At 62.2% G+C, this 24,255-nt stretch carries 23 protein-coding genes; 10 read left to right on the forward strand and 13 right to left on the reverse strand.

All coding sequences use genetic code 11. From position 1 onward, the window contains the following. Nucleotides 1–5 precede the first annotated feature (5 nt). The 3 genes from gmhB to glyQ are packed head-to-tail and all read right to left on the reverse strand — an operon-like array spanning nucleotide 6 to nucleotide 3,597. The gene (gmhB, locus tag ACSBPU_RS05380) at nucleotides 6–545 is read right to left on the reverse strand and encodes a D-glycero-beta-D-manno-heptose 1,7-bisphosphate 7-phosphatase (RefSeq protein WP_442596235.1); all 540 of its coding nucleotides are present in this window, start codon (nucleotides 543–545) and stop codon (nucleotides 6–8) included. Next, nucleotides 542–2,689 carry a glycine--tRNA ligase subunit beta gene (glyS, locus tag ACSBPU_RS05385; RefSeq protein WP_442596237.1) on the reverse strand — a complete coding sequence of 716 codons (2,148 nt, stop codon included), beginning with the start codon at nucleotides 2,687–2,689 and terminating at the stop codon, nucleotides 542–544. The genes gmhB and glyS overlap by 4 nt, the downstream gene beginning before the upstream one ends. Then, the gene (gene glyQ / locus ACSBPU_RS05390; protein WP_180067642.1) at nucleotides 2,689–3,597 is read right to left on the reverse strand and encodes a glycine--tRNA ligase subunit alpha; all 909 of its coding nucleotides are present in this window, start codon (nucleotides 3,595–3,597) and stop codon (nucleotides 2,689–2,691) included. The genes glyS and glyQ overlap by 1 nt, the downstream gene beginning before the upstream one ends. A gap of 168 nt (nucleotides 3,598–3,765) precedes the next feature. Here glyQ and ACSBPU_RS05395 point away from each other — a divergent pair, with 168 nt between their 5' ends. The 5 genes from ACSBPU_RS05395 to ACSBPU_RS05415 all read left to right on the forward strand — a co-directional run bounded on the left by ACSBPU_RS05395 (nucleotide 3,766) and on the right by ACSBPU_RS05415 (nucleotide 9,292). Continuing rightward, a complete protein-coding gene (locus ACSBPU_RS05395) occupies nucleotides 3,766–4,533 on the forward strand; it encodes a crotonase/enoyl-CoA hydratase family protein (RefSeq protein WP_442596239.1) in 768 nt (255 codons plus the stop codon). A gap of 68 nt (nucleotides 4,534–4,601) precedes the next feature. After that, nucleotides 4,602–6,125, forward strand: a complete 1,524-nt coding sequence (locus ACSBPU_RS05400; RefSeq protein WP_442596241.1) for a fumarate hydratase — start codon at nucleotides 4,602–4,604, stop codon at nucleotides 6,123–6,125. Between the two features lie 286 nt (nucleotides 6,126–6,411). Then, a complete protein-coding gene (locus ACSBPU_RS05405) occupies nucleotides 6,412–7,242 on the forward strand; it encodes an FAS1-like dehydratase domain-containing protein (RefSeq protein WP_442596243.1) in 831 nt (276 codons plus the stop codon). Further along, complete coding sequence (locus tag ACSBPU_RS05410) at nucleotides 7,239–8,459, forward strand: CaiB/BaiF CoA transferase family protein (protein ID WP_442596245.1); 1,221 nt, start codon at nucleotides 7,239–7,241, stop codon at nucleotides 8,457–8,459. Before ACSBPU_RS05405 ends, ACSBPU_RS05410 begins: the two co-directional genes overlap by 4 nt. After that, nucleotides 8,459–9,292 (forward strand): HpcH/HpaI aldolase/citrate lyase family protein, encoded by an 834-nt coding sequence (locus ACSBPU_RS05415; protein ID WP_442596247.1) that lies wholly within the window; start codon nucleotides 8,459–8,461, stop codon nucleotides 9,290–9,292. Before ACSBPU_RS05410 ends, ACSBPU_RS05415 begins: the two co-directional genes overlap by 1 nt. Here the strand turns inward: ACSBPU_RS05415 and folK are convergent. The 4 genes from folK to hda form a co-directional block, all read right to left on the reverse strand. Then, nucleotides 9,274–9,750, reverse strand: a complete 477-nt coding sequence (gene folK / locus ACSBPU_RS05420) for a 2-amino-4-hydroxy-6-hydroxymethyldihydropteridine diphosphokinase (RefSeq protein ID WP_442596249.1) — start codon at nucleotides 9,748–9,750, stop codon at nucleotides 9,274–9,276. The genes ACSBPU_RS05415 and folK overlap by 19 nt on opposite strands. 66 nt (nucleotides 9,751–9,816) lie before the next feature. After that, complete coding sequence (gene pcnB, locus ACSBPU_RS05425) at nucleotides 9,817–11,178, reverse strand: polynucleotide adenylyltransferase PcnB (RefSeq protein WP_442596251.1); 1,362 nt, start codon at nucleotides 11,176–11,178, stop codon at nucleotides 9,817–9,819. A gap of 10 nt (nucleotides 11,179–11,188) precedes the next feature. Continuing rightward, nucleotides 11,189–11,890: an HAD family hydrolase gene (locus ACSBPU_RS05430; protein WP_442596253.1), complete on the reverse strand. Its 702-nt coding sequence runs from the start codon at nucleotides 11,888–11,890 to the stop codon at nucleotides 11,189–11,191. Then, nucleotides 11,887–12,597 carry a DnaA regulatory inactivator Hda gene (hda, locus tag ACSBPU_RS05435; RefSeq protein WP_442596255.1) on the reverse strand — a complete coding sequence of 237 codons (711 nt, stop codon included), beginning with the start codon at nucleotides 12,595–12,597 and terminating at the stop codon, nucleotides 11,887–11,889. The genes ACSBPU_RS05430 and hda overlap by 4 nt, the downstream gene beginning before the upstream one ends. Nucleotides 12,598–12,736: 139 nt before the next feature. Here hda and purM point away from each other — a divergent pair, with 139 nt between their 5' ends. Continuing rightward, nucleotides 12,737–13,789, forward strand: coding sequence for a phosphoribosylformylglycinamidine cyclo-ligase (gene purM / locus ACSBPU_RS05440; protein ID WP_442596257.1), 1,053 nt, complete (start codon nucleotides 12,737–12,739; stop codon nucleotides 13,787–13,789). 16 nt (nucleotides 13,790–13,805) lie between these two features. On the opposite strand, the gene miaA is transcribed toward purM, so the two are convergent. The 5 genes from miaA to ACSBPU_RS05465 form a co-directional block, all read right to left on the reverse strand. After that, nucleotides 13,806–14,756: a tRNA (adenosine(37)-N6)-dimethylallyltransferase MiaA gene (gene miaA / locus ACSBPU_RS05445; RefSeq protein ID WP_442596259.1), complete on the reverse strand. Its 951-nt coding sequence runs from the start codon at nucleotides 14,754–14,756 to the stop codon at nucleotides 13,806–13,808. Continuing rightward, a complete protein-coding gene (mutL, locus tag ACSBPU_RS05450) occupies nucleotides 14,753–16,597 on the reverse strand; it encodes a DNA mismatch repair endonuclease MutL (protein ID WP_442596261.1) in 1,845 nt (614 codons plus the stop codon). The genes miaA and mutL overlap by 4 nt, the downstream gene beginning before the upstream one ends. 105 nt (nucleotides 16,598–16,702) lie before the next feature. Beyond that, nucleotides 16,703–18,067 (reverse strand): N-acetylmuramoyl-L-alanine amidase, encoded by a 1,365-nt coding sequence (locus ACSBPU_RS05455; protein WP_442598248.1) that lies wholly within the window; start codon nucleotides 18,065–18,067, stop codon nucleotides 16,703–16,705. Further along, nucleotides 17,998–18,543, reverse strand: coding sequence for a tRNA (adenosine(37)-N6)-threonylcarbamoyltransferase complex ATPase subunit type 1 TsaE (gene tsaE, locus ACSBPU_RS05460; RefSeq protein WP_442596263.1), 546 nt, complete (start codon nucleotides 18,541–18,543; stop codon nucleotides 17,998–18,000). The genes ACSBPU_RS05455 and tsaE overlap by 70 nt, the downstream gene beginning before the upstream one ends. A 9-nt stretch (nucleotides 18,544–18,552) precedes the next feature. Continuing rightward, complete coding sequence (locus ACSBPU_RS05465; protein ID WP_442596265.1) at nucleotides 18,553–19,452, reverse strand: AEC family transporter; 900 nt, start codon at nucleotides 19,450–19,452, stop codon at nucleotides 18,553–18,555. A gap of 191 nt (nucleotides 19,453–19,643) precedes the next feature. Here ACSBPU_RS05465 and ACSBPU_RS05470 point away from each other — a divergent pair, with 191 nt between their 5' ends. After that, a complete protein-coding gene (locus ACSBPU_RS05470) occupies nucleotides 19,644–20,633 on the forward strand; it encodes a tripartite tricarboxylate transporter substrate-binding protein (RefSeq protein ID WP_180067658.1) in 990 nt (329 codons plus the stop codon). 41 nt (nucleotides 20,634–20,674) lie between these two features. Here ACSBPU_RS05470 and nhaA read toward each other — a convergent pair whose 3' ends face one another. Next, nucleotides 20,675–22,045: a Na+/H+ antiporter NhaA gene (nhaA, locus tag ACSBPU_RS05475; RefSeq protein WP_442596267.1), complete on the reverse strand. Its 1,371-nt coding sequence runs from the start codon at nucleotides 22,043–22,045 to the stop codon at nucleotides 20,675–20,677. 474 nt (nucleotides 22,046–22,519) lie between these two features. Here nhaA and ACSBPU_RS05480 point away from each other — a divergent pair, with 474 nt between their 5' ends. The 3 genes from ACSBPU_RS05480 to ACSBPU_RS05490 all read left to right on the forward strand — a co-directional run bounded on the left by ACSBPU_RS05480 (nucleotide 22,520) and on the right by ACSBPU_RS05490 (nucleotide 23,935). Continuing rightward, nucleotides 22,520–22,780: a hypothetical protein gene (locus ACSBPU_RS05480; RefSeq protein ID WP_442596269.1), complete on the forward strand. Its 261-nt coding sequence runs from the start codon at nucleotides 22,520–22,522 to the stop codon at nucleotides 22,778–22,780. Between the two features lie 317 nt (nucleotides 22,781–23,097). After that, on the forward strand, nucleotides 23,098–23,484 hold the full coding sequence (locus ACSBPU_RS05485; protein WP_442596271.1) for an XRE family transcriptional regulator: 387 nt from the start codon (nucleotides 23,098–23,100) through the stop codon (nucleotides 23,482–23,484). Continuing rightward, nucleotides 23,459–23,935, forward strand: coding sequence for an ImmA/IrrE family metallo-endopeptidase (locus tag ACSBPU_RS05490; RefSeq protein WP_442596273.1), 477 nt, complete (start codon nucleotides 23,459–23,461; stop codon nucleotides 23,933–23,935). The genes ACSBPU_RS05485 and ACSBPU_RS05490 overlap by 26 nt, the downstream gene beginning before the upstream one ends. The last annotated feature ends 320 nt before the right edge of the window (nucleotides 23,936–24,255 follow it).

The following is a 24,255-nucleotide window of genomic DNA, read 5'->3' on the forward strand; positions in this document are numbered from 1 at the left end:
GTGATTCAGTCCTCCGAAAGCCAGGCGTCGACGGCTGCCGACAAATCGTCCACCACGCGCGTTCCGGGGGGAAGGCCGGCTTTCTCGCGGGTTTTCATGCCGTTGCCCGTCAGGACGAGCCAAGGCGTACAGCCTGCGGCCGAAGCGGCCTGCAAGTCGCGCAAAGAGTCTCCCGCTGCCGGAACGCCTTGCAGATCGACGTCGTAGCGGCGGCCGATGTCGTGGAAGAGCCCCGGATTTGGCTTGCGGCAGGCGCATCCGTCGTCGGGGCCGTGCGGGCAGACGAAGATGGCGTCTATGGCGCCGCCGGCATGGGCGACTTCCCGGCGCAGCTTGGCATGGATGCCGTTGAGCGTATCCATGCTGAACAGGCCGCGGGCGACGCCAGATTGATTGCTGGCGATGACGACCCGCCATCCCGAGCGCGACAGTCGCGCGATGGCTTCCAGGCTGCCCGGCAGGGCGATCCATTCGTCGGGATGCTTGATGAAGGCGGCGCTGTCCTGGTTGATGACGCCGTCGCGGTCGAGGATGGCGAGCTTCACTGTGCCAGTCTCGAAATGTCGGCGACCTGATTCATGACCTGATGAAGTTCGTTCAGCAGCGCAAGGCGGTTGGCGCGCAGCTTGGGATCCTCGGCCATGACCATGACGTCGTTGAAGAAGCCGTCCACCGCGTCTTTGGCTTGCGCCACGGTGGCGAGGGCAGCCGTGAAGTCGCCGTTATCCAGCTGTGCCCGGGCTTGCGGCGCCAGGCTGGCCACGACGTCGGCCAGCGCGCGTTCCGCCGGCTCGACCAGATTGGCGGCATCGATGGCGCCTATGGTGTCGTCGGCCTTCTTGAGCAGGTTCGAAATACGCTTGTTGGCGGCCGCAAGGCTGTCCGCTTCGGGAAGCCGGGCAAACTGCGCGCAGGCCTGGATGCGGGCATGTACCTGGTGCAGCGCCGGTTCGAGCGCCAGCACGGCATCCACCACGTTCCGATCGAATTCGCCGCCCAGTTGGTTGCGATAGCGCTCGTAGACGAAGGCGCCGACTTCGGCCGGCGTGCCGGCGCTCAGCGCATCCGGCCGGAAGGTGGAGGCGGCGAAGTCCAGCAGGTCGGACAAGCGCAGGCTATTGCCATCGTTGACCTTCAGGTAGCCACCTGCTTCGAGTTGCTCGTAGGCGCTGATCAAGCCCAGCGACGCACGGCGCAGACCATAGGGGTCGCGTTCGCCGGTGGGGATCAAGCCGATGCCCCATATGCCGGTCAGTGTTTCCAGGCGCTCGGCCATGAAGAGGACCGTGGAGACGAGGGTGTCGCTGGTGACGGGCGTGTCGAGGCGGATGCGGTATTGGTTCCGGATGGCCAGGACGACGTCGGCGGCCTCCTGGTCGGCTTGCGCGTAATAAGCGCCCATGATGCCCTGCAGCTCGGGGAATTCGGCAACCATGTTGGAGTTCAGGTCGGCCTTGGCGAGCAGCGCCGCGCGGTCCGCATGGTCGGCGTCGGCGCCCAGTTGGGTGGCGATGTGCCGGGCGATTTTCCGTATCCGTTCGACGCGCTCGAGCTGGGAACCCAGCTTGTTGTGGTAGACGCTGGTGGAAAGGCTTTGCACGCGCTCCGCCAGCGGTGTCTTGCGGTCGGTCTCGAAGAAGAATTGCGCGTCTGCCAGGCGCGGCCGCACGACACGCTGATTGCCCTCGATGATATTCGTGGGGTCATCGACCTGCATGTTGCTGACGATAAGGAAGCGGTGCGTAAGCTTGCCGGTGGCCGGCTCGAACAGCGGGAAATACTTCTGATTCAAACGCATGGTCAGGATCAGGCATTCCGGCGGCACGCCGAGAAACTGTTCTTCAAACTGGCCCACGTAAACGGTGGGGTGCTCGACCAGAGCGGTGACCTCGTCCAGCAGCGCATCGACTTCCGGTCCGTTGCCTATGGTGGCCTGCAAAGCCTGCGCCTGCGCGTGCAATTGTTCCAGGATCATGGCACGGCGCCTGGTAAAGGACGCGACGACCTTCCCCTCGTTGCCAAGCTGTGCTTCGTAGGTGTCCGGCGATGCGATGGAAAGCGCTTCCTTGGCCATGAAGCGGTGGCCCATGGTCTTGCGGCCGGCGTCCAGGCCCAGCGCGTGTACCGGTACGATGTCTTCGCCCCACAGCGCAACCAGCAGGTGGGCGGGGCGCACGAACTTCACGCTGCTGACGCCATCGGCAAGTTGATAGCGCATCACTTTCGGTATGGGCAGGTTGTTGAGCGCATGGTCGAGCGCTTCCTGAACGCCCGGCGCGAGCGCCATGCCGCGCGTGGTGCCTTTGGCATAGAGATAGTCCTGCTTGCCGTCCGATTCGGTGATCAGGTCGGCGGGCGTGAGGTGCCCCAGCCCCTTGGCGGCAAGCTTCTTGGCCAGCGCGGGGCTGATGTCGCCGTTTTCGGCCAGGCCTATCTTGGCCGGCATGAGTTTTTCGGTATAGCTCTGTTCGGGCGCCTGTTCCAGCACCGCTGAAAGATTCACCGCCAGGCGGCGCGGCGTCGCGAAATCGGTCACGACGCATGCCTGCGACAGCAGTTGATGTTGTGCAAGGACTTTGCGCACGCCTTCGGCGAAGGCATGGCCGAGTTTCTGCAGCGCCTTGGGCGGCAGTTCTTCGGTGAACAGTTCGATGAGCAGCGGTTTGGTCGTCACGGTAGCGGAGTTCATTAAGCGGCCTCCGTTCCGGCGGCGTTGACGAGCATGGGAAATCCTAGTTTCTCGCGTGATTCAAAATAAGCCTGGGCAACAGCGCGCGACAGGTTGCGGATGCGGCCGATATAGGTTGCCCTTTCGGTGACGCTGATGGCGCCGCGCGCGTCCAGCATGTTGAAGGTATGGGCGGCTTTCAGTGTGGCCTCGTAGGCGGGCAAGGCAAGGGGGACGTCGATCAGCCGCTTTGCCTCGGCTTCGTAGTCGTTGAAGTGCGCGAACAGCATCTGCGTCGAGGCGTGCTCGAAGTTATAGGTGGATTGCTCGACTTCGTTCTGGTGGAAGACGTCGCGATAGTAGATTTTGCGGCCGTTCGCGGATTCCGTCCAGACGAGATCGTATACGCTCTCGACGCCTTGCAGATACATGGCCAGCCGTTCCAGCCCGTAGGTGATTTCGCCGGTGGTGGGGTTGCAATCCAGGCCGCCGACCTGCTGGAAGTAGGTGAATTGCGTGACTTCCATGCCGTTCAGCCAGACTTCCCAGCCCAGACCCCAGGCGCCCAGGGTGGGGTTTTCCCAGTCGTCTTCCACGAAACGGATGTCGTGTTCGTCGGGATTGATGCCGAGCGCCTTGAGCGAGCCGATGTAGAGGTCGATGATTTCAGGCGGCGCCGGCTTGAGCACGACCTGGTATTGGTAATAATGCTGGAGCCGGTTGGGATTTTCGCCGTAGCGGCCGTCCTTGGGGCGCCGCGAAGGCTGTACGTAGGCGGCTCGCCATGGCTCGGGCCCGATGGAACGCAGAAAGGTTGCCGTATGCGAAGTGCCGGCGCCGACTTCCATGTCGTAGGGTTGCAGTAGCGCGCAACCCTGGCCGTCCCAGTACTGCTGTAGCGTTAAAATGATTTGCTGAAAAGTGAGCATGAGCGATGGTGAGTAAATCAATGAGCCGCAAAATTTTTCAATTTTAACTGGTTCCGTCGCGTCGCTGTGCCATGCCTGCCCGAAGCGTCGGGTAATTGGCCGTATGATGTTGGGTTATCTACTAAACAGAGCGCCTGTCCGGGCGCGAAATTCTATGGGGATAGTTTCATGTCCGAGTTGGTGAAAGTTGAAATCATCGATCGCATTCAGATCATCACGATCAATCGCCCGCAAGCGCGGAATGCCATCAATTACGAAACGGCGCAAGAGCTCGCAGCCGTTCTGGATCAGATGGATGCCAACGAGGACGTCGTCATCGGCATTCTGACCGGCGCAGAAGGCACGTTTTCATCCGGCATGGACCTCAAGGCCTTTGCCCAGAGCGGCCAGCGCCCCTTGGTCGAAGGCCGCGGCTTCGCGGGCCTGTGCGAGCGGCCGCCCCGCAAACCCGTCATCGCCGCCGTCGAGGGCTACGCCCTGGCGGGAGGATTCGAAATGGCGCTGTCCTGCGACATGATCGTCGCGGCCAACAATGCGAATTTCGGCTTGCCTGAAGTGAAGCGCGGCATTGTCGCCGGCGCCGGCGGCATGATGCGCCTGCCCAGCCGCATTCCCTATCACATCGCCATGGAAGCCGTGCTGACCGGCGAAATGCTGCCTGCGGCGCGCATGCACGGCTACGGCCTGGTCAATCGTCTGGTCGAGCCCGGCCAAGCGCTCGAGGTCGCGCTCGAACTCGCGCGCATCGTCGCCGGCAACGGCCCCCTGGCAGTCCAGACCGCCAAGAAAATCGTTACCGAATCCCGGGATTGGCGCCAGGCAGACATGTTCGATTTACAGCGTCCCCGGGTCGCCCACATATTCGCTTCGGCGGACGCCAAAGAGGGCGCGACGGCTTTCGCCGAAAAGCGCAAGCCAGTCTGGCGCGGTAAATAAAGAGCCGCGTCCTCGCGAGGAAACCGGCGGGCCTGCTGGCTCGCCATTTTTACGATTGAGCCTTACACATGACCATCACCATCAAAGAAAGCGACTTCATCCAGTCCATCGCAGACGGCGTGCAGTTCATCAGCTACTACCATCCCGCCGACTACATCCAGCATCTGGCGCGCGCCTACGAGCGTGAGCAGAGCCCTGCGGCCAAAGACGCCATCGCCCAGATCCTGACCAATTCACGTATGTGCGCCGAAGGGCGCCGCCCCATCTGCCAGGATACCGGCGTGGTCAACGTGTTCCTGAAGATCGGCATGGATGTGCGCTTCGACACCAAGCGCAGCATGCAAGAGCTCTGTGACGAGGGCGTTCGTCAGGGCTATCTGAATCCCGACAACCCTTTGCGCGCGTCCATCCTCACAGATCCTCTGTTCACGCGCAAGAACACGCGCGACAACACGCCCTGTATTGTCAACGTCGAGCTTGTCCAGGGCGACAAGGTCGACGTTCAGATCGCGGCCAAGGGCGGGGGCTCCGAAAACAAATCCAAGTTCGTCATGCTCAATCCCAGCGACTCGCTGGTGGACTGGGTACTGAAAACCGTTCCCCAGATGGGCGCCGGCTGGTGCCCGCCAGGCATGCTGGGCATAGGTGTTGGCGGCACGGCCGAAAAAGCCATGCTGATGGCCAAAGAGGCCCTCATGGAAGACATCGACATGTACGAGCTCCTGCAGCGCGGGCCGCAGAACAAGCTTGAGGAACTGCGCATCGAGCTCTACGAGAAAGTGAATGCGCTGGGCATCGGCGCGCAGGGCCTGGGCGGCCTGACCACCGTGCTGGACGTCAAGATCAACACCTTCCCCACGCACGCGGCATCCAAGCCCGTGGCCATGATTCCGAACTGTGCCGCCACCCGCCACGCGCATTTCACGCTGGACGGATCAGGCCCGGCGGTACTCACGCCTCCTTCCTTGTCCAATTGGCCCGATGTCCATTGGGCACCCGATTACAACAAGTCCTTGCAGGTCGACCTCAACACCTTGACCAAAGAACAAGTGGCCAGCTGGAAACCCGGGCAGACGCTGCTGCTGTCCGGCAAGATGCTCACCGGCCGCGACGCGGCGCACAAGCGCATACAGGACATGCTCGAACGTGGCGAGCCGCTGCCGGTCGATTTCACCAACCGCGTCATCTATTACGTCGGCCCGGTCGATCCGGTGCGCGACGAGGTCGTCGGGCCGGCAGGTCCCACCACGGCCACGCGCATGGACAAGTTCACCGGCATGATGCTCGAAAAGACAGGTTTGATCTCCATGATCGGCAAGTCCGAACGCGGGCCGGTGGCGATCGAGGCGATCCGCGAGCATGGATCCGCCTATCTGATGGCAGTGGGCGGCTCCGCCTACCTGGTGTCCAAGGCGATCCGCGCGGCGAAGGTCGTGGGCTTCGAGGACCTGGGCATGGAAGCCATCTACGAGTTCGATGTCAAGGACATGCCCGTGACCGTGGCGGTGGATTCGCAGGGCGTTTCCGTGCATGAAACCGGCCCGCGCGAATGGCGCAGCCGCATTGCCGAGATCCCTTTGGTTCCGGTCTGAAGAGGATGGGGGGTCAGACCCCATGCGGGGTCTGACCCCTAGGCGGCTCGGTCTGGAATGATCGGGGTCAGACCCCGCATGGGGTCTGACCCCATGCCGTTTCGGTCCGGAATCCTTTGTAGGGTCAGACCCCGTACGGGGTCTGACCCTGGCTCTACGGGGTTTGACCCCAGGCCGAGCACGGCCTGTTAGCCTGAGCTGAATTCCGTCTTATCCAAAAACGAATTCCCAAAATGGGCCGCAGCGTTCAAGCTATGGCTCTGTCAATTCGCTTTGGAGGATGCACATGACGCAGCATGAGCTCGATGCATGGGTGGGCCGTACGGATCGCTGTGACGACAACGTCGATTCCGGCCATATAAGGAAAGTCGCCTTGGCGCTGGACGCGCCATGCCCCTCGGCCGGCGAGCCGCTGCCTTTATTGTGGCATTGGGCGCTGTTCGTCAATGGGGTGCCATACGGGGAAATTGGCGAAGACGGGCACCCCAGGCGGGGCGGGTTTCTGCCGCCCGCGGATGACCGGAACCGCATGTGGGCCGGTGGCCGGCTGGAATTTCTGACGCCCTTGCGCGTGGGCATCCGGGCGAGCCGGGAGTCCAGCATTGCGGCGATCAAGGAGAAGGACGGCCGCAGCGGCAAGCTGCTGTTCGTGACGGTCAAGCACGAGTATTTCCAGCAAGACATGCTTTGCATTTCCGAAGAACAGGACATCGTCTATCGCGAGCCGGCTCCTCCCAAACTGCAAGGCACGGTGCCGGCGCCGGAGGCGCAGTGGTCCGAACTCGTGCATCCGGAACCCGTCATGCTGTTCCGGTATTCCGCGGTAACCTTCAACGGGCATCGCATCCACTACGATCAAGACTACGCCATGCACAAGGAAGGCTATCCCGGCCTGGTCGTGCACGGGCCCATGATCGCCACCCTGCAATGCCAGGCGTTCACCCGGGCGCATCCTGAAAAACAGGTTGCCGCTTTTTCCTATCGCGGGCTCAGGCCCCTGATCTCGCCCAAGGACTTCCGGGTGGAAGGCGCACTGACCGGCGCCGGTTCCGCCAGCCTCTGGGCCCAGCAGGACGGCATGGTGGCCCATCAATCCGAACTGAGGTTCCATCCATGAGCCAGGATATCCCGCAAGCGCAGGGCTGCGCAGCTGCCCCCAGGCCGCTCGACGGCATCACGGTCGTCAGCCTGGAGCATGCGATTGCCGCGCCGTTCTGCACGCGTCAACTGGCGGACATGGGCGCTCGCGTCATCAAGGTCGAGCGGCCGGGCGTCGGCGACTTCGCACGGGGCTACGACGAGCGCGTCAATGGCATGTCTTCGCATTTTGTCTGGACCAATCGCTCCAAAGAAAGCCTCGCGCTCGATTTGAAGCAGCCCGAGGCCGGCGCCATCTTGCGTCGCTTGCTGGGCAAAGCCGATGTCCTCGTCCAGAACCTGGCGCCGGGCGCCGCGGTACGGCTGGGTCTGTCGTTCGAGTCGCTGCAGGAGCTGAATCCCCGTCTGATCGTCTGCGATATATCCGGCTATGGAGAAGGGGGCGACTATCAGGACAAGAAGGCGTACGATCTGCTCATCCAGAGCGAAAGCGGCTTCCTGTCGGTCACCGGTACGCCCGACAGCCCCGCCAAAGCAGGCTGCTCCGTCTCGGACATTTCGGCCGGCATGTACGCATACAGCAGCATCCTGTCCGCGCTTCTGCTGCGCGAGCGCACCGGACGCGGCAGCCGGCTGGACGTCTCCATGCTGGAAAGCATGGTGGAGTGGATGGGCTTTCCCATGTATTACGCATTCGACGATGCGCCGCCGCCGCCACGCGCCGGCGCTTCGCACGCCACCATCTACCCCTATGGGCCATTTCCAGTCGGAGACGGGACGGAGATCATGCTGGGCCTGCAGAATGAACGAGAATGGGCGGCGTTTTGCCGCCTCGTGCTGAGGCAGCCGGAACTTGCGGACGACAGCCGGTACAGCAGCAATTCATCGCGCGTCGCCAACCAGGCCAGCCTGCGTGCCCTGATCGTGACCGCATTCGCGTCCCTTTCCCGCCATCAAGTCATCGAGCGGCTCGAACAGGCGCAGATCGCCAATGCGAGCGTCAATACCATGCATGATGTCTGGCGCCATCCGCAGTTGGCCCAGCGTGGCCGTTGGCGGCAGGTGGAAAGTCCGGTGGGCCCGCTGCCCGCCTTGATTCCACCAGGAAGCAGCTCCGCCTTCGAGGCGCGCATGGACAGGATTCCCGCGCTTGGCGAAAATACCGGCGCTATCCTGGCCGAGCTCGGTTATTCCACCGGGCAGGTCCAGGCGCTTTCCGAGCAGGGAGTCATCTAATGGGATACAGATCCATACGCGCGGCGCTGTTCGTTCCGGCAAGCCGTCCCGAGCGTTTTTCAAAGGCGATGGCGGCGGGCGCCGACGCCATCATCATCGATCTCGAGGACGCGGTCGAAACCAGCCTGAAAGCGCAGGCCCGAACGCATGTGCTGGAGTTCGCGCGCGGCAATCCCGATACCGCTTTCATGTTGCGCGTCAACGGGGCGGGATCCGAATGGTTCGACGCGGACATCGAACTTTGCCGCCAGTGCCCGTCGCTGTCAGCGGTTGTGCTGCCCAAGGCCGAGTCGGCCGCCCAGGTGGCTCGCGCCGCGGCGGCGGGCAAGCCCGTCATTCCGATCGTTGAAAGCGCGGCCGGCGTGCTGGCGCTGGCGGCATTGGCCGCGTCGCCAGCCGTGGAAAGGCTCTCATTCGGCAGCCTGGACCTGATGCTGGAAACCGGCACGGCGCCGGACACCGCAGGCGCGCAATTGCTGCTCGACCACATCCGTTGCCAGATACTGCTGCATAGCGCGGCAAGCGGTCTGGCTGCGCCGCTGGACGGCGTCTATCCCAACTTCTCGGATCGCGAAGGCCTGGAGCGCATCGCAACGCAAGTCGCGCAAATGGGTTTCGGCGGCATGCTGTGCATCCATCCGGCACAGGTGCCCATCATCGTTCGCGCGTTTTCGCCGCCGGAAAGCGAGCAGGCATGGGCGAAACGGGTGGTCGCCGTGGCGGATGAGACAGGTTCGTTTGCCTTCCAGCTGGATGGCAAGATGGTGGATGCGCCGGTCATCGAACGTGCACGGCGCATTCTGGCGGCAGGAGTTCAGTCGGGTAGCACCTGAAGCGCCTGATCGGCACAGGCCTTGATCAGCTGCGGCAAGCCGCCTTGCGGCAATTGCATGTCGGGTGCCAAATCGGCCAATGGCCGCAGGACGAAGGCGCGCAGGTGCATGCGCGGATGGGGTACGGTAAGGCGGGAATCGGCGATGGCCTCCGCGCCGTACAGCAACAGATCGAGATCCAGCGTGCGCGGCGCATTGCGGTAAGGCCGAAGGCGGCCATGGCGGTTCTCGATCGCTTGAAGCCTGTCCAGCAGGGCATGGGCATCCAGCGACGTCTGGATCGCTGCGACGGCATTGACGTAATCCGGGCCGCTGGAATCGACAGGCGCGCTGCGATAGAAGCGCGACAGGACCAGCGAGGCGACCTCGGGCAGTGCCGAGAGTTCACGCGCCGCCGTCAACAGCGTGGTGCGCGCATCGCCTAGATTCGCGCCCATGCCGATGTATGTCAGGATCATGCGTTCTCCGTGCGTCTGCGCCGCCTGCCTTTCAGCGTTAACTGGCCCAGGGCGCGGCATGAGCCATCAAGTACCGGAGGCCGTTGGCGCGCTTTTGCGCGCCGCGCGCTTGCGCGGACCGCGCCGGCGTTTGCCGGTCGAGGGCTTGCTGCGTTGCTCGGCCTGGAAGCTCTCGATCATTTCCGCCCGGACGGCGTCTTCGGAGTTGGCCAGGTCCATCCACCATTGCGCCTGAACGCTGTCCACTTCCTTCGCTTCGGCGCGCAACTGCAGGAAATCCACTGCGGCCCGGAACCGGGGCTGCTCCAGCATGCGCCAGATGGCGCGGGCATTGACGTGGTCGAAGCGCGCCTGCATGAACCAGATTTCGCGCATGTCGGCCTGGAAGCGTCGCTGTATGGCGAGCTTTCGGGTTTGCTCGTCGACGACGGAGTCGGCGGCGAGCATGAGAGCCTGCGCGGCATGCTCGCCGCCTTCAATGAGCGCCTGCCAACGTTTCTTGACCAGTTTCCAGAGCAGGGCGGCGAACAGGAAGCTGGGACTGATGGTCTTGCCGGCCCGTACGCGGGCGTCGGTCCGTGCCAGCGCGAGATCGACGAACTGCTCGCCGCCTTCTTCTTCGAAGATGAGGTCGATGAGCGGCAGCAGCCCTTGGTGCAGGCCGGCGGACCGCAGCTGGCGCAGGCAATCCATGGCGTGGCCGCAAGTGAGCAGCTTCAGGATTTCATCGAACAGGCGCGAAGCGGGAACGTTTTCGATGAGATAGCCCAGGCGCGCAATCGGTTCCGCCGTACCGGGGTCGAGTGTGGCGTTCAGCTTGGCGGCAAAGCGAATGGCGCGCAGCATGCGCACCGGATCTTCCCGATAGCGCTTTTCCGGGTCGCCGATCATGCGCACCACGCGCTTCTTCAGGTCGGCGACGCCCCGGTGGTAGTCGATGACTTCTTCGTTGATGGGATCGTAGTACAGGGCGTTCAGAGTGAAGTCGCGGCGTGCCGCGTCTTCTTCCTGGGTGCCGAAGAGATTGTCGCGCAGAATGCGGCCGTGCTCGTCGGTATCTTCGTCGGCCGCCGCGTTGGCGCGAAAGGTGGAGGTCTCGATGATTTCCTGGCCGAAGACCACGTGCACCAGTTGGAAACGCCTGCCGATGATGCGGGCCCGGCGAAAAAGGGGCCGTATCTGGTTCGGGGTCGCATTGGTGGCAACGTCGAAATCCTTGGGCTCCAGTCCGACGATGAGGTCGCGGACAGCGCCGCCGACGATGTAGGCTTCATAGCCTTCGTGGCGCAGCACCTCGCAGACCTTGATCGCGTGGCGCGAAACCAGGCGGCGGTCGATGCCATGCTTGTCGCGCGACAGGCGCTCGGGCCCGCGCGCCGGCGTGGAAAACAGGCGCGAGACAAAGTTTTTTATTGTTTCTTTCAGCATGAGCGGTATTTTATGACTTTGCGTCCTGCATGTCCTTGAATAGATCGAGGATTTTCCAGCCGCGCTGTTGCGCCAGCTGGCGCAGGGTTTCGCTGGGATTGGTGGCGACAGGGTGGCTCACGACTTCGAGCAGCGGCAGATCGTTGGGCGAGTCGCTGTAGAAGTAGGTGCAGGAGAAATCATCCAGGTTCAGGCCCATGCCCGCCAGCCACTCGTTGACGCGCGTGATCTTGCCTGCCTGGAAGCTGGGCACCCCCTGGATGCGCCCCGTGTAGCGGCCGTCGAGCATTTCCGGGATCGTGGCGATCAGGTTGGGTATGCCGAAGGCCCGCGCGATGGGGGTGGTGACGAATTCATTGGTCGCGGTGACGATGGCGCACAGGTCGCCTTGCGCCACGTGTTCCTGCACCAGCGCGGTTGCCGTGGGCAGGATGGCCGGGCGGATGATCTCGGCCATGAATTCTTCGTGCCAGCGAGCCAGTTCAGGCAGGTCGGTGCGGGTCAGCAGGCCAAGCATGAATTCAGCCGATTGTTCGGCGGTCAACTGGCCGGCGTTATAGCGCAGCATCAGGTCTTCGTTGCGCCGCTGGGCCTCGGCGGGATCGCCCGCGCGGCCGGTTCGAGCCAGATAGTCGGCCCATTGATAGTCGCTGTCCAAGGGCAATAGCGTATGGTCGAGGTCGAATAAGGCCAGGCGTTTCGAAGAAGTCATAAATCGGTTTGTCGTTCTGTGTTGGGCTGGCTGGAGGCCAGCAGGTCTTTCAAGAGAGGCAGCGTGATGGCGCGGTGTTTTTCCAGCGAATACCGATCGAGGGCATCCACCAGGGCGCTCAGGCGGCTCATGTCCCGCGCATAATGCGTCAGCACCCAATTGATGACTTCCGGCGAGAGCTCCAGCCCCCGGTCGCCGGCGCGCTTTCTGAGCGCGTGGGCGCGGTCGTCGTCGGACAGAGGGTCCAGGCGGAATACCAGGTCCCATCCCAGGCGTGTGCGCAAGTCTTCGCGCAGCGGCATGGCCAGCGGTGCCCGGTCGCCCGCGAGAATCAGGGCAAAGCCTTGCTCGGTAGAGGCTACTTCGCGCCAGCGATTGTACAGGGTGAAAAGCGCCGCCTGTCCGTCCGCGTTCAGCAACTGGACATCATCGATGGCGACGAGCCTGTAGGGAGGCGTGTCGGCGGTGGCAATGTCCTTGAGGGCTTGTGCGGACTCCGATGTGCTGAAATAAAAAGCTTGGTCAGTGCCGGACACGGCGCGCAAAAGATGGCTGCGGCCGACGCCGGGCGCGCCCCACAGGTAAATGGCCCTGCCCGGACGCCAATGGCGAAGGGCATCCAGCGCTTCCTGATTGCCGCCCGTCACGAAATTATCGAGCGATGGCGGAGAGGGCGGCAAAAGGTCTAATATCAGTTGCTGTGTCATGGATGTTTGGTTCGGTCGGCGGATCGGCCGGCCGGATGCCCGGTGCCCGGCACAAAGACATGCAGGACCGCGTTCATCGTAAAATCATGCTTGGTATTTAATTCAACATGCAATTCTTACATATCCCACGGCATTTCTCATGATTAATAAACATTCCGCTTCCCTGACCTACCGTGATGCGGGCGTCGATATCGATGCCGGCGAAGCGCTTGTCGATCGCATCAAGCCGCTGGCGGCCAGGACCATGAGGGCCGGAGTCATGGCGGGCATCGGCGGTTTCGGCGCCTTGTTCGAAGTGCCGCCGCATCTGAAGGAGCCCGTGCTGGTCTCGGGAACCGATGGCGTGGGCACCAAGCTGCGCTTGGCTTTCGAATGGAATCGCCACGATACCGTGGGCATCGACCTCGTGGCCATGAGCGTCAATGACATCCTGGTCCAAGGCGCCGAACCGCTGTATTTCCTGGATTATTTCGCCTGCGGCAAGCTGTCCGTCGATACCGCCGCCAGCGTGGTGGGCGGCATCGCCAAGGGTTGTGAACTGGCAGGCTGCGCCCTGATCGGCGGCGAAACCGCCGAAATGCCCGGCATGTATCCCGATGGCGAATACGATCTGGCGGGTTTTGCCGTCGGGGCGGTCGAGAAGTCGCGCATCATAGACGGCAAGAGCATACAGGCGGGCGACGCCGTGCTCGGCCTGGCATCCAGCGGCGCCCATTCCAACGGCTTTTCGCTCCTGCGCAAGATCCTGACGCACGCCAATGCGCGGCCGGGCCAGGACCTGGGCGGGCGCCCCCTCGAAGACGTCGTCATGGAGCCGACCCGCATCTACGTCAAATCCGTGCTCGCGGCATTGCATCAGCATGGCACCGCCATCAAGGGGCTCGCGCACATCACGGGCGGGGGCCTGCTGGACAATGTGCCGCGCATTCTTCAGACGGGACTGGCGGCGCGCCTGCATCGCGATGCCTGGGCCCTGCCGGAACTGTTCTCCTGGCTGCAGCAGAACGGCGGCGTGGCCGATTCCGAAATGCATCGCGTATTCAATTGCGGCATCGGCATGGTGATCGTCGTCCCCGCCGAACAGGCGGACGCCATTGCCGCCACGCTCGCGGCCCAAGGCGAGCAGGTCAGCCGCCTGGGCGAGATCATCGAGCAGGAAGGCCCGGAGGCGCCTCAAACCATCGTCGTCTGATCCAAATAGAGGGGGGTCAGACCCCGTATGGGGTCTGACCCCAATGCTCGGCAACCCTGCGCAGCACCTCTTCGGCAGCTGTTCCAGACAGGCAGTCCACCACTTCGCGTTCAGGCTGCGAGCGCAGCCAGGTCAGCTGGCGTTTGGCCAGCTGGCGCGTGGCCGCCGTCGCCTGCTCGATCGCCTGCTCCAGGCTGATCCTTCCTTCCAGGTGGTCCCACAGTTGCCGGTATCCCACACAGCGAATGGAAGGCAGGCCCACATGCAGATCGCCTCTGTCATGCAGTGCCCTGACTTCGTCAAGCAAGCCATCTTCGATCATGCGGCGATAGCGCAATGCAATGCGCGCATGCAGCGCGAGGCGATCGGAAGGCTCCAGGCTGACGGTCACGAACGACAAGGTGTCATCCCGGCGCGCCGGCGCATCTTGCAGCCAGGAGGACATGCTGCGCCCACTGCTGCGGTAGATCTCGATGGCGCGCTGAAGCCGCTGGCTGTCATTGGGAGCCAGCCGCCGAGCGGTTTCGGGGTCGTAGCCGGCCAGTTGGCGATGCAGTCCGGGCCAACCGATCTGTGCGGCTTCCTGATCGATCTGCATGCGTATTGCCGGATCAGCGGGCGGAAGGGCATTCAGGCCTTCGCGCAGCGCCTTGTAGTACAGCATGGTGCCGCCCGACAGCAGCGGCAGCTTGCCCCGGGAGCGGATGTCTTGAATCAGACGGGTGGCGTCCACATGGAAATCGGCCGCCGAGTAGCTCTCTGCAGGGTCCCGGATATCCAGAAGATGATGGGGAACCAGTGCCCGTTCTTCGGACGACGGCTTGGCGGTGCCGATGTCCATGCCGCGATAGATGGTGGCGGAGTCCATCGCAATGATCTCAATCGGCCAGCGTTGCGCGATGGCAAGCGTCGTGGCGCTTTTCCCCGCAGCGGTGGGGCCGGCCAGGCAGATGACGGGAGCGCTCATTGGCCACGCATGAAGAGTTTGTCCAGATCTCTTAATGGCCACTGCACCCAGGTCGGACGGCCATGATTGCATTGGTCCGCCCGCTCCGTCTGCTCCATCCGGCGCAGCAGTGCATTCATTTCGTCCAGGCTCAGGCGGCGATTGGCGCGCACGGAACCGTGGCAGGCCATGGTGGAAAGCAACTCATTGCGCTGCTCGGTCAGGCGCGGCGATACGCCGACACTGCCCAGGTCGCGCAGGACGCCGCGCGCGAGCGATTCGATATCGCCGTTGGCCAGCAGGGCGGGAACCGCGCGCACGGCCAGCGAGGCCGGTCCGGCGGGACGCAGGTCCAGGCCCAGTTCATTCAAGGTGCCGGCGTGCTCCTCGACCAAGGCCAGGTCTTTTTCGCCGACATTGAACACGACGGGAACCAGGAGCTCTTGTCTGGGAAGGTTCTGAGCGTCCATGGCGATCTTGAGCTGTTCGTACACGACGCGCTCATGCGCTGCGTGCATGTCGACCAGGACCATGCCAGACCGGTTCTGTGCCAGGATGTAGATGCCGTGCAGCTGGCCCAGGGCCATGCCCAAGGGGAATTCGTCGTCGGGAAGGGCGGTGCGCGCGGGCGCCGTGTCTGGCGGCGCATCGAGCGGCCGGTAGAAAGATTGCCAGTTCATGGCGCCCGGCGAGCTTTGTTCGTTCAAGCGAAAGGACTGCTGCGAGGAAAACCCGCTCGGATAGCTGGAAGGCTGCCGTCCGGGCAGCGGGCCGGATACCGTTGCTGTCTCGCCATCTTGCCAGGGCGCTTGATACGCGGACGGGTGCATGCCGGGCTCCGTGAGGGATTCGGACGGGGCGGCGGCGGCATGTCCGCCTGCGGTGGCCAGAGCGTTGCCCAGCGTCTGGCTCACGAAACGGTGTATGGCACCGCTATCGCGGAATCGGACCTCGTGCTTGGCGGGATGCACATTGACGTCGACGCCGGCGGGATCGACCTCCAGGAACAGCACGAACGCGGGTTGCCGGTCGCCATGCAGGACGTCCGCGTAGGCCTGGCGGATGGCATGCGACACGCTGCGGTCCCTGACATAGCGCCCATTCACGTACAGGAACTGGCGGTCTGCCCGGCTGCGGGCGAAAGTGGGTCGGGTGGCAATGCCTTTGAGCGAGATCAGGCCTTGCTCCTGCCAGATCTCCAGCCCTTGCTCGATGAACTCGGCGCCCAGAATGTCGCGCACGCGCTGCAGGGCGTCTGTCGATCGCCAGTTGCGTTGCGCCTTGTCGTTGTGGAACAGGCGGAAAGCCACTTGAGGATGGGCCAGCGCAATGCGTTCCAGCGCATCCACGCAGTGGCCGTATTCCGTGGCTTCGGCCTTCAGGAACTTGCGGCGGGCCGGAATATCGTCGAACAGCTGCCGCACGTCTATGGTCGTCCCTTGTCCGCCCGCCGCGGCTTGCGGGGTTTCATGATGATTGGAGATCTGCCAGGCATGCGGACTGTCCGTGGTGCGCGATGTCAGGGTAACGCGGGCGACCGACGCGATCGAGGCCAGGGCTTCGCCCCGGAATCCCATGGAGCCGACTGACTCCAGTTCGTTCAGCGTGGATATCTTGCTGGTGGCATGACGCATGAGCGCCAGGCGAAGCTCATTTTGAGGGATGCCGCAGCCATCGTCGATCACCGCGATACGCCTGATGCCGCCGCCGTCCAGGCGGACTTCGATGGCGCGCGCGCCCGCATCCAGCGAATTCTCGAGGAGTTCTTTCAGGACGGAGGCGGGCCGTTCGATCACCTCGCCGGCGGCGATCTGGCTGATGAGCAGGTCCGGAAGAGGGGCGATGGAACGGCGTTCCGGCATTACGGCAGTCATTTCCTTGGGACAAAGTGGTAACGTCGACCATGCCGATTTTAGCGTCAACAGGCCTGGGGCCTGTTGACGCTAAAAAAGTAGGCGGCGCTGACCCTAGGCGCGGCGGGCCATCGCCGGGCGTGCCGCGAAGTAGTCGCTGACGCCGGCCAGCATGGCTTTGGCGATCTTGTCCTGGTGTGAAGGACTGCGCAGCAGGCGCTCTTCTTCCGGGTTGCTGATGAAGGCGGTTTCCACCAGGATGGAAGGGATGTCCGGCGCTTTCAATACGGCGAAGCCCGCGCGCTCCACGGTTTTCTTGTGCAGACGATTGATTTTGCCGATTTCCCCCAGCACGTTTCCGCCAACGCGTACCGAGTCGTTGATTTGAGCCGCGGTGGACAGGTCGAGCAGGACCTGGGCGACCTGTTTGTTGTGGGAGCCCAGGTTCACGCCGCCGATCAGGTCGGCATCGTTCTCGCGCTGGGCCATCCAGCGGGCGGCCGCGCTCGTCGCGCCGTTCTGCGACAGCGCGAACACCGAAGATCCTCGCGCCGAAGGCTTGATCCACGCATCGGCGTGGATGGAAATGAACAGATCCGCCTTGACCCGGCGGGCTTTCTGAACACGCACGTGTAGCGGCACGAAGTAATCGTTGTCGCGTGTCAGATAGGCGCGCATGCCGGGCTGTGCATCGATCAGCTTCTTCAGGCGCTTCGCAATGCTCAGCACGATATCTTTCTCCCGCGTGCCGTTTCGGCCGATTGCGCCCGGATCCTCACCGCCGTGGCCAGGGTCCAGTGCGATCAATATCGACTGGCGCCTTGGCGGCGGCTCGGCGGGTTTCGGAGCCGGCGCAGGCGGCTTGGGCTTGCGCGCAACCGGCGGCAGCGTCTGGCCCGGTACCGAAGGCACGGGCGCATCCGGCAGGGGATCATTGCGCGCGAGGTCTTCGAGGACCTCGGCCAGAGGGTCGGTGTCGGCGCTGTCCATGATGGCCATCAGCGGGTCCTGCGCGATCTTGGGATACAAATCCAGCACCAGGCGATATTTGTATTCGCCTATCGGCTTGAGCGTGAAGACTTGCGGCGCAATGGGCTGCTTGAGGTCCATGACCAGGCGGACGACGTCGGGCCGGTTCTGCGCCACGCGCACCGAGTCGATGTAGGGATCGTTCGGCCGGACCTTGGAAATGATGTCGCGTATGGTGGTGTTGATCGTCAGGCCTTCGATGTCGACGACCAGGCGGTCCGGGTTCTCGAGCGTGAAGTGTTCGGCTTTCAGCTCGCTGTCCATTTCCAGGGTGACGCGCGTGTATTCGTCGGCCGGCCATGTGCGCACCGCCACGATGGTGGCGGCTCGGGCGGCCGTGGGAATGACGGGAAGAACGAACAAGGTGCCGGCTGTCGCAATCAGTCGACGTCGTGAGGCTCCTGTGGGCGAGATGCCTGGGGAGGAAGTACGAGTGTCGTCAGCCATAATAATCCTTTGTTGCTATGGGCCGTCAGGCTGGCCTGCCGACCGGCGTCGGCATATTCGAGGTGAATGTCGAGATCGGGAGGAGGAAGCATGTTGCCCGCTTGTTCCGGCCATTCGATCAAAACGATCGCATTTTCCTGCAGAATATCTCGAAATCCGGCATCCACCCATTCATTCGAATTGCTAAATCTATAAAAATCAAGGTGATAGAAGTATAAGTTAGAAAGATTATAGCTTTCAAGCAAAGTATAGCTAGGACTTTTTATGCGACCACCAATGCCGGCGGCTCGTAAAAAGGCCCGAGTGAAGCTGGTCTTGCCGGCTCCGAGGTCGCCGCGCAAATGGATGCGGCCGCCCGGCGGCGCGGCCGGGCGTTCGCCGCAGAGCATGGGGGCAAGCTGTGCGGCAAGTGCGCTGGTGGCATCTTCGTCCGGCAAATACACTCTAATTGTCTTCAAAATTTGCTTATCATCATTCATGGGCATGGGTCATGGAGTGGGGCCCAGCGTCAGCCACAGAGGTATGGTGACTGCGGAAATCAGTGTGCCGATCGACATCGTTCCCGCGACCAGCCGCCCATCGCCGCCCATTCGAGCGGCCAGAACGTAGGCCGAGGAAGCGGTCGGCAGTGCGCTGAATAACAACAGCATCTGCCGTTCGACCAGGCTCAAATCCATTGCCCAGCCGATGAACAGTGCGGCAAGGGGGCTGAGCAGCAGGCGTACTGCCAGCATCCAGCTGATGAGCCTGCCGCTGTTGCGGCCCGCCTGAAGCGACAGGGTGGCGCCGACGCAAAGAAGGCCGATGGCAATGGCGCACGCACCCAGCCGCTTGAAGGTGATGTCCACGGGCTGGGGAATGGGAATCTGAAGAAAGTTGAATGCCAGCGCGGTCAGGGTGGCGATGATGAAGGGATTGCGCAGGATCTCACCGAATACGCGGCCGCCGTTCTGCCGCGCGAGCCCGTGAACCGCCGCGATATTGACGATGGGGACGGCAAACCCCACCAGTATGGCCATGACGGTTTGGCCCGCCGCGCCCGCCAGCGGGCCGGCGAGGGACAGGCCGATATAAGTATTGAAGCGATAAGCGCACTGCGCGATCGATGCATGGGCCACCGGGTCGGGCCGCAGCACCGGGACCGCAAGCCATGCCAGCGCCACGCCAAAGGCCGTCAGCGCCACCACCGCCTGCAAAAGCGTGTACGCGCCCGAAATGCTGATGGGTGTCTGGGTGATGGACTGGAACAGAAGGGGCGGAAACAGAACGAAGTAAACGAGCTTTTCGGCGCCTTGGAAGAAATCGCGCGAGAACTGAAGCTTATGAAAAAGCACCCACCCCAGCGTGATGAGGAGAAAGTCGGGCAGTACGAGCTGGATGACGGCCATAAAGCATGGGGGCTGGGAAGCCCACCGGAAAAACGGGCGGGTTTACTAGGGAAAAGGAGTATATCGGTAATAGGCGCGTAACGAGACAGCGGTAGCTCATTGCTGTTATCCTCCACGCTAATAAGGGAGCTTAGCGTAAATTCGCTCGCTTGTTTTCCGATTCATATGATTTCTTACGGAGAGACTCATACATGGCAACACTCACCAAGAAGTTCGCCGCTTTGACCCTGGCCGCCGGCGTGGCCGCTGCCTTTGGATCCGGCGCAGCGCTTGCCGCCGACTATCCTTCGCAGCCCATCCGGGTCATCGTACCTTTTGCCCCGGGCGGCTCAACCGATATCGTCGCCCGCATCGTCACCCAGCGCATGGGGCAGGAACTCGGCCAGACGATGGTCGTCGAGAACAAGGGCGGCGCCGGCGGCGCCATCGGTGCTGCGGAAGCGGCTCGCGCCAAGCCTGATGGCTATACGCTTTCGATCGCCACGGTATCCACGATGGCCGTCAATTCGGCTTGCCGTCCCAATGATCTCCCATACGATCCCCTGAAGGACTTCGTTCCCGTCACCAATTTCGCGAACGTTCCCAACGTGATCGAGGTCAATCCCAAGTTCCCGGCGAAGAACTTCAAGGAATTCGTCAAGGCCTTGAAAGACAATCCCGGCAAGTACACCCACGGCAGCTCGGGCACATGCTCGGTGCTCCACCTGTTCGGCGAAGCCTTCAAGCAAGCCACGGGCACTGATGCCATCCACGTTCCCTACAAGGGTTCGGGTCCCGCCGTCACCGATGCCGTCGGTGGCCAGATCGACAGCATGTTCGACAACCTGCCATCGTCCATGGGCCAGATCCAGGCCGGCAACCTGCGTGCGCTGGCCATCGCCTGGCCCGAGCGCCTGAAGAGCCTGCCCGATGTCCCGACGCTGGCCGAAGAAGGCTATCCGCAGCTGAACCAGCCCGCCTGGTATGGCCTGCTGGCGCCCGCCGGCACTCCTCCTGAAGTCATCAAGAAGCTGCGCGACGCGGCCGTGGTGGCCCTGAAGGATCCTCAAGTCATCGATACCCTTGAAAAGCAGGGCGCTGCGCCCTCGGGCAACACCTCCGAAGAGTTCGCCAAGGAAATCAAGCAGCAATACGACTGGGCCAAGGAAGTCGTGGCCAAGGGCAACATCAAGCTCGAGTAGTTTCTTTCATGGCCGCGCCCCGCTTGGCGCGGCCGCCTGGATCAAAGAGCCGAGGAGATCCCTCGGCTTTTTTGACGCCTGGCATAGGCTACGCCCCAGGCCATGCCCAGTATCGCCGCGATGAGCGACCCCATCAGCACCCCCAGTTTGGCCGCATCCAGCAGGGAATCGTCGGTGAAGGCCAGCATGGCGATGAAGATCGACATGGTAAAGCCGATGCCCGCCAGCAGGCCGATGAGCCAGATACCGCCCCAGGTCACGCCGGGTGGCAGGCGACACCAGCCTATTCGTACCATCAGCCAGCTCACCGTGACCACCCCGAGCGGCTTGCCGACCACAAGGGCCAGCATGATGCCTGCCACAACCCACTGCGCCCCGCCGGCCGCCATGTCCATGCCGCCCAGGCTGACGCCGGCATTCGCCAACGCGAACAGGGGCATCACGCCGTACGCCACCCATGGATGCAGCGCGGATTGCACGCGGACCACCGGCGGCAGCAGTTCTCGCTGGGCGAGGCGAAGCTGCCGTATGGGCTGCGCCAGATGCTGCGGGTCTGTCTTGTCATCGGCATCGCGCCCAGTCAGCTCCGCGGCGATGCGAGCAAGCGCATCTTGGGGCCGCTCGCGCATGCGTACCGGCACCACGGGCGTCAGCAAGCCCAGCACCACGCCGGCCAGAGTGGGGTGAGCGCCGGTCATCAGCAGGCCGGCCCAGACGATCGCGCCCGGCACCACGTAGGCGTAGGCCGAACCGATGCCCATCCGCTGCAGTCCGAGCACCAGCGCGAGGCCGGCGCCGGCCACCGCGAATCCTGTGTAGTCGAGTCCTGCCGAGTAGAACAGCGCGATGATGAGCACGGCGACGACGTCGTCGATGATTGCCAGAGCGAGCAGGAAAATACGCAGGTTGCCGGGAATCGAGCGCCCCAGCAGCGCCAGCACGCCCACTGCGAAGGCGATATCCGTAGCTGTCGGCACGGCCCAGCCGTGCTGGCGTATGGCGTCGTCGTTCAGCGCCAGATAGATCAGGGCCGGCGCCACGACGCCGCCGAGAGCCGCTGCGATCGGCAGGCTGGCCTGGCGAAAATTGCTCAGCGCTCCCTGGTGCATCTCGCGCCGGATCTCCATGCCTACGACCAGGAAAAACACGGTCATCAATGCGTCGTTGATCCAGAAATGCAGCGATTGGGAAAATACGAACCCGCCCAGCCCGAAGGAAAGGGGCGTGTGCCAGAGGTGGTGATAGCTATCGGCGAGCGGGGAGTTGGCCCAGATCAGTGCCGCCGCCGCTGCAGTCAACAGTACGATGCCGCTGACGGCTTCGATGTGGAGAAAGCGTTCGAGCGCGGCGAAGGCGTGTTCGGTCAAGCGTTGGGCGCGGGGCAAGTCTTGCCCTGATAGGTGTCGATTCATGGTCGTGGCAGCTCCGCGCGGCGGCCCGACCTGCGCATGAGCCTGTCTCGCTGCGACGGCGGCGGACACCCAGCCGTTATTCTACACTGCGCAGGGTTTTTGCAAAGTGCCTTATAATCACAGCCCGCAATGCAGTCCCTGTAGTTAAGAGGGAGCTCTACAGACAAAAAGTGATAATAATCAAGTCGGTAGGTGAGTGCTGTAGCGATTTTGTAGCAGTTTTCGGCGCATTGGGGCGAATTTGCAGGGAGATCACGCCAGGGGCGGGGGCTGATTTTATCTGTGGTAGAACTCGCATCTTGCGGTGCTGTGACGGTTGGGGCATCTTCATACGCATGCCAATCGAGATCGTTCCTTACACCTTTATTTGCGCCGGCGCCGCGGCGTTTTTTGTGTTGTATCTGCTAGGGAAGGGCGACTGAGCGGGTTTCCGTGCTAAAAATACTGTGTTTTTGACCAGCATTTTGAGCCGCCATGGACAGCCCCTTTCCCCTCACCCGCCAGCAGTTGATCGAGATCCGGGACCGCCACAAGGGCGACCCCGATGTACGCGCCCTACTCTTGGAGATCAAGCGGCAGCACAAGGTAATCTTGCTGGCCGAGCAGTATCGGCGCTCAATCGATCGGGCATGGAAGGAAGAAACGGAAAGCCAGCTGGTGGCGCTGCACCAGTTCCGGCTGTTGCTGCAGGATGAATTGGGCAGGTTCGCGGACGATCCGCCGATGCCGTATTGAGGTGGGTGGCCGATGCAGGCTCACCTGCGCCGAGCCAAAGCGAAGAATTTCAGCTGGAAAACCCGGATAGCGAAGAATGGCGATTCGGTTGACAAAACCTGCCCATTTTCAGGATCGGTTGTCATGGCATGGTGACAACCAATGGTGAAATAAGGGATCGTCCCGCTACGCTGATAGCTACATGTATAAGTAACGCGCGAATGCTGCAGAATTTCAACCGTATCGGTTGAAATTTCCACCCGGTTGTGGTCAAATTAATAAAAATACATACCGCGACCTATTTCGGGCGCGAGACGCAGTACAAAAGGACGACTGAAATGGCACTCACTGAATTTGGTAAAGCTGTGCGGAAAGCACGCATAGACACCGGGCAAACGCTCCTTGGCATGGCGGCCGTGTTGGAGACAACCGCCTCGTTTTTGAGTGCAATGGAGACCGGTCGCAAAAAAGTTGGTGCCGGGTGGGTTGAAAAAATCGACCGATTCTTTAGGGAGCGCGGCGTTGCCGTTCCCCGGTTGAAGGAGTTGGCAGCTGTGGCAAATGAGTCCGTATCGTTGGAAGGTTTGCCGCTTCAGCAACAGATGTTAGTAGCCGGGTTTGCTCGGTCTAGGTTTACGGCCGAGGAACTCAAGCAGATCGCTGAGCTACTCGGGAAGATCAACAACAAGAAAAGTGATAATGACCAGGATGCAGGAAAATTATGAACTGAAGGGGAACCGGGTAGCGCGTCTCAACTTGGAAGACATACGGTTCCGTGCTAAGCGATTTGGGGAAATTTTGCGAATCGATCGTCACACGCCAGCGAAGATTGAGCAGTTTGTGGAGAACCTTTCGCAGGAAAACATTTGCATCGATCCGGTGGACGATGCGGAATGGTGCTTCGTCACGGACGCAATATGCATTCCTGAAGATTTCACCATCAGAATGCCGCACAGCACATTTGTAAAGCTGTGCCGAGGCGATCGGAACGCAATTGGGCTCTTATTTCACGAGCTGGGACACCTCATGCTGGGCCACAAGGCAGTGTTGCACAGTGAGCGGTCCTCTCCACCAACCCCCGAGGAAGATTCGGAACTCCAAGCCGACATGTTCGCTACCTTTGTCATGGCGCGCATGAAGTTGGGAGAGGTGGGACAACTATGCTTTGCTTTCTGATGACGGCCGTGGCTACGGTCAGAAAAAGAAAGGAGCCGAGGATGTAATCCATGGCTCCATTCCAACCCGGAGAGCCGCGACAGGCGACGCGACTCAACGGCAAGTGCATCTTGTGAAACTACGTTTGGCGACGAGAAGTTTAACACGGTGTCACGCCACTGGGCAATCCTTCGCCTGAAAGGAGGTGACTATGTGTGTCGAAACAACTGAGCTTTGATTTCCCCATTCCACCAGGAATGAAACTAATCTTTCGTCCCTACATAACGCTGAAAAATGGTCAGCGCCTGTGGGCCAAGCAGTGCGGCAAGAGAGCATTTCCG

The organism is Parapusillimonas sp. JC17, from assembly GCF_052180245.1.
GTDB lineage: Bacteria > Pseudomonadota > Gammaproteobacteria > Burkholderiales > Burkholderiaceae_B > Parapusillimonas.